Origin of the sequence: Rhizobium sp. M1, from assembly GCF_002531805.1 — a bacterium.
Lineage (GTDB): Bacteria > Pseudomonadota > Alphaproteobacteria > Rhizobiales > Rhizobiaceae > Rhizobium > Rhizobium etli_C.
In genome coordinates, this window is the sequence record NZ_NWSW01000081.1 from 1 (window position 1) to 5,140 (window position 5,140).

Annotated in this window: 3 protein-coding genes and 1 pseudogene; 1 reads left to right on the forward strand and 3 read right to left on the reverse strand. The window is 57.4% G+C overall.

Annotated elements, in window-relative coordinates; genetic code table 11:
- Positions 1-145: 145 nt before the first annotated feature.
- The 3 genes from CO655_RS32750 to CO655_RS34745 all read right to left on the reverse strand — a co-directional run bounded on the left by CO655_RS32750 (position 146) and on the right by CO655_RS34745 (position 3,646).
- A complete protein-coding gene (locus tag CO655_RS32750) occupies positions 146-2,293 on the reverse strand; it encodes a peptidase domain-containing ABC transporter (protein WP_004676279.1) in 2,148 nt (715 codons plus the stop codon).
- 27 nt (positions 2,294-2,320) lie between these two features.
- Complete coding sequence (locus CO655_RS32755) at positions 2,321-3,406, reverse strand: HlyD family efflux transporter periplasmic adaptor subunit (RefSeq protein WP_008533948.1); 1,086 nt, start codon at positions 3,404-3,406, stop codon at positions 2,321-2,323.
- 114 nt (positions 3,407-3,520) lie between these two features.
- Positions 3,521-3,646, reverse strand: a complete 126-nt coding sequence (locus CO655_RS34745; protein WP_004676277.1) for a hypothetical protein — start codon at positions 3,644-3,646, stop codon at positions 3,521-3,523.
- A 540-nt stretch (positions 3,647-4,186) separates the two neighbouring features.
- On the opposite strand from CO655_RS34745, the pseudogene CO655_RS34835 reads away from it, so the two are divergent.
- Positions 4,187-4,746: pseudogene (locus CO655_RS34835) on the forward strand (Tn3 family transposase); the annotation flags it as partial.
- Positions 4,747-5,140 lie beyond the last annotated feature (394 nt).

Genomic DNA, 5,140 nt, shown 5'->3' on the forward strand with positions numbered 1-5,140 from the left:
CCGTTGCGAGTTGGTCGTGAACGAAGTCCATCGCCCACGTTCCGATCACCGCCGCTTCAAGTTCACAGCCGACAATGTTGCCATGCTGCTTAACCGTGACGTTCACAACCGTTTTCAATCCTCGAGCCGACAGGGCCTACACGGATCACGACCTTGGCGCCCGCCATAATCGAGCGTAAGGGCCATCAGTTCTCACTAGGTCAGCGTGCTTTCCCTCCTCAATGACCCGCCCCTTGTCCAGGACCACAATATTGTCCGCCCCACGAACGGTGCTCAACCGATGAGTGATGACTATGATGGTCTTCCCAGCGCGAGACAGATCCTCAACAACCCGCAGCACAAATTCTTCGGCTGCCGAGTCCAGAGAGGAGGTCGCTTCGTCAAGGATTAGAACGTCGGGATCCCGGTACAGGGCCCGAGCCAATGCGAGGCGCTGCTTCTCACCTCCGGAGAGGCGAACCCCGTTCTCGCCCAGATGGGCCTGGAACCGCCCGGGCCAGCGCTCGATGCACTCCCGCAGTCCTATTCGATCACAGATGCGTACGATCTTATCGAACTCCGGTTCGAACTCGCCCAGGGCGATGTTCTCGATCACGGAACCGGAGAAGACGTCTATCGATTGCGGTACTGCAGCCATGACCTTGTGCAGTGATGCGCTCGAGAAATCCTGGAGGGCATATTGGCCGATCCGAATGCATCCATCCTCAAGCTGGTAGACATTCTGCAGCAGAGCCGCAAGGGTGCTTTTGCCCGAGCCGCTCTCACCCACGACGGCCGTCAACTCTCCTTGGCGAAAGGAGACGCTTAGATCGCTGAAAACCTCCGCCTGCGCGCCATAGCGGAATGTGACGTTCTCCAGGCGAATATCTCCGAGATCGGTCTTCGTAGCATCGATGCCGCTGCTGCTTGCCGACTCCAGTTCAAAGATCTCGAAAAGTCTATCCGCCGCGATAAACGCGTCTTGAACGATCCGGTTGGTCTGGATCAGGCGGGCGACCGGCCGGGTGATATAGCCAAGCAACGTATAGCAGGACAGCAATTCGCCGGGCGTGACGGCCTGTTCGAGCGCAAGCGTGGTTCCAAACCACATCAGCACGATGGTGAACAGGACCGACAGCAACGTCGAGGCGTTGTCGCCGCAGATTGAGATCAGCCCGGAGCTGTAGACGGAATGCAGCATCTTTACGAAGCGGGTCTCCATTTTGAAGTTTGCGAAGCTCTCGACGCCGGAAGTCTTAATGGTGGAGACAGCTCCGAGTGATTCTACCAGTTGCGCCTCGAGTTTGGCGTCATTTTCCATGATGACTCGTTGGAGATTTCGATTCATCCGATTGATGGCCCAATATACCAGGATGTACATTGGAATGGCGAGCGCCACGATCAAAGCAATATTCCAGGAATAGATGAACATCATTCCGAACGAGAACAGTATCATTAAAATGTCAACAAACATGTTTATCGAAACGTCGTTCAGGAAGCTCCTGATTTTCACAGCGTCGTTCATGCGCGACACGATTTCTCCCATGCGCATGCTATCGAAGAACTTCTGGGGCAGGGCCAGGATGTGATTGTAATAGCCGAGGATCAAGCATACGTCGATCTTCTGCCCCGTCTGCAGGACGAGTCGGCCTCTTAGGAGGTTGATCAGGATCTGTATCGCTAGGATCAGCAGCATTGCGATGCTCATCAAGTTGAGCAGGTTGCGGTTTCCCGCTGGGATCACGTGATCAACGATCTTCTGAACGTAGATCGCCGTCGAGAGACTGAGGACGGTCGTCACAAGAGCGCCGACGAGAGCCTGCGCCATCACCGTGCGGTGTGGCGCGAGTAGGCGGGCGAATCGGGCGAGGGGCGACGTGGTCTCGTCTCGACGATTGAATGTGTCTGCCGGAACCAGCAAAACCAGAACGCCGGTCCATTGCTCCATGAATTCCTGATGCGGCACTTTGCAGATTTCGCCCAAGGCCGGGTCCATGACGATGACCCACTTGGCGTCGATCGCATGGACCACTACGAAATGGTGCAGGTCCTCCTTGACGACGTGCGCGATAGCGGGCTTGGGGATCTTGTACAGGCTGTCGAAGCCACCTTTGACGCCTTTCGCGATGAAGCCCAGCTTCTGCGCCGCTTCCGTGAGCCCCAGCACACTCGTACCGGAGCGGTCGGTCGACGCATACTGGCGGATGCGCGCCAATGGCAACTTGTAGCCATAGAAGGCTGCGACAGATGCGAGGCTGGCGGCGCCGCAATCCGTGATGTCACGCTGTTTGAACTTAATGGCCTTACTCGACATGGAGGCTCGCTGGCTGTTGGGACAATATTAGCGCCCCGCCAGCATCGGGTTGAGCCAATCGTCTGCCTCGTCGTAGAGCAGTTGCAGGAGAGTGCGATTGGCCAACAGAAAGCGAGCCCGCACGGTCATGCCTTTCTTCAGGTGGCCGATGGCCCCGCTTTTCAGCGCGAGTTCGCTGCGAGAGAGCGCGCACTGGACCTTGAAGACCGGGTTCCCGTCATGCAGAGTGAAGTCCTGCGCCACCTCGACCACCCTTGCTTTGATGACACCCCATTGGTTGTAGTTAAAGGCATCCACTTGGAGCCGCACCGGCTGACCAGGCTGCACAAAGCCAATGTCGTTGGGGGAGACGTAGATTTCCGCCACCAGATCGTCGTTCGGCGAGATCCAACCAACGGTTTGCCCGCTCTGCACGTAGCTTCCGTGCGCGAGGCCGGAGAACTGCTCGAGAGCACCCGATACTGGGGCGCGGATGCGGTGCAGGTCCCGTTCGTGCTCGAGCTGATGCAAGGTGGCCGTGAGTTCCTTTAAGCGCAGGTTAGCATCAAGGAGCTTCTGGTTCCAATCAGCGGTTTTGCGTCGCACGAGGATCTCGCCTTGGACCTCGATATTTTGGAGAGCGAAAGCCTTCTCGTCAACGGTCTTCGCGGGCGCCGCAGCAGCCGAGACAAGTCGCTTTGCGCGGTCGAGTTCCGCCGCGGCGTTACTGCGCGCATTTTGGTTCTCGCGCAGCAAGTTGAGAAAATGCACCCTTTCAGCCGTCGCGGATTCGGTTTGGAGGGGGGGCGAGACGCTGAGCCTTGCGCCGGAAGAAATCAGCGTTTGGAAGTCATGGGCAAGATCGCTCTTGGCATGAATGTCGGCTAAAACCCCGCTGAGCTTTTCCTCGATTACATGATCGTCAAAGGCGATTATTTCCTTCCCCTTAGCAACGACATCGTTCTCAAAGGCAAGGACACGGGAGATGCGTCCGGAGACGGGCGCTATCAGGGGCGTCTTCTCCACGATCGGGCGAATAGTACCGACACTCTGCATGGAGACCGGTATGGTAACGAGTGGCAGTGAGCCAAATGCCGCGGCGACGAAGAGCAAGATCGCCCTATAAATGCTCAAGGATCGTCCTGATCGTCGCGCCAGTATGCTTTCTGCGGTGCAGCTGGCCGTTTCAGCAGAAAGGGGAACTGCTAGTCTGTAGTCACTAGGAGCCATCGAGAGCCAGCTCGCTTATCAACCAAACAAGTGTCCGTAACGTCGCAAAAACAAGTAAACCCAAAAATACCAACCTCCGGAGGTTTCAGCTGCTTCTTGAGGGGTTAATTCAGTTACACGATAGGCCGCCATGTTGTTCATCATTGGTGTCTCCGTTCAGAGCTGGATTGAGAAGATGCCAAGGCCCCCGTTGGGAGCTCCTAGCGGCGCGCAACAAAAAGGTTCAAGATTCGTGCCAATGCAGAAAGAGCGAAAAGCATCAGAAAACTGTTCTGCATGTTATTCAATGGCTGCCCTAGAGCGCCGAGACGTGCCAAACCGCACATTACGCTGTCGCAAGCACGACAAACCGAGTAGGGTTCTGAATGAACGTCCTGAACAGGATCGACAGCTCCAAAGTTCGGTGGCGGCGGTACATTTGAGGCCTAGAACTCGGCGCTCAGTAAGCGCCCCCATCCGCGTAGCCCCCCATCGAGCTTGCCGTCGATTTTTGTTGCTGCTGATGCACCCTGAAACTTGGTGAATTGTTAGTGGCCCTCCGTACGATAGTGGGCGCGGATGCGCCGCTTCTGGTGCCGCGGGCCTTGTCCCTATTGGCAGATGCTATGGCCGGATGTGTCAAGTAAAAGATCCACCGGATGCGAAAAGAAACACGAGACACCTATTGGGCAATGCTTGGGCGGGTCCCGACGCTATGGCGATCTCAGACCTGCACTTGTTCCGGCCCAGGCTGTGGCCGACAGCGATCGTCTCGCGGGGCCGTTGCGACAGGAGGATAGCTGGCAAATCTCAAGCTCACCTCGACATCCGGTTACGCGAGCTTGGCCGCGCCAGCTCGGGCTGTTACGATTCCGGGCGGCTCGATTGCGAAGGCGACGTCCAGACGTGGATGCTGCGACTGGCTTCTGCGAAGCATTCAGTCATCTGCGTACAGGAGCGCCCTGCGATGAACGTCATCCTCGCAGAAGAGACTAGCTTTGGCCTGCGCATGATGGCCGATGCCACAGACACCCACACCTTGTGGGTGTTAATCCGTGTTCGACAGTGGCATGTCGAGAGCGAAGCCTACGACCGGGCGCTAGCCAGGGTGGTCGAGGCGCAGGCGGGGTTACCGATCCATGGGCACTCCGGCTTCGAGCGACGGCCTATTATTTGCCGCCACAGCGCAAGGCGACGCCCTGGTAAACGTGGAATACGGCAGGATGCTAGGCCTTCAGGCCTACAGCCAGGTCTCGGATCGATACGGGTCGATCCGTCTGTCGTCCTCGTCGATCAGACGCTTGAGCCATTCCAGCGCCGCGATGGCGGACCCGATGTGCTGCATTGTTCCGGAATTCGAGCAGGCTCAGCAGCCTCGGCAACATGCGTGGATAATGAAATGCCGTAGGAGGAACGTGGCACCGCCTGGGCTCGCTGCTTAGGAACCGCCAGTCTTGTATTTGCGGACCAGAGCCGAAAGTATCGCCTGTTCGGCAATTTCGGCACCGCTCCGTCGAGGGCCTTGATCGCGGACCCGGCGATGCGAGCCAAAAGGCGCTCCTCGCTGGGCCCCTTTTCAATTTCTTGGCGATCGAGGCGACGACCCTACGTTCCCATTCGCCACCAGCCCGCCTCCCTGAATAAAGCCGGAAAACTCTA

Coding starts and splice junctions, on each gene's coding strand:
- CO655_RS32750 (WP_004676279.1), bottom strand. CDS start 2,293: ATGTCGAGTAAGGCCATTAAGTTCAAACAGCGTGACATCACGGATTGC.
- CO655_RS34745 (WP_004676277.1), bottom strand. CDS start 3,646: ATGATGAACAACATGGCGGCCTATCGTGTAACTGAATTAACCCCTCAA.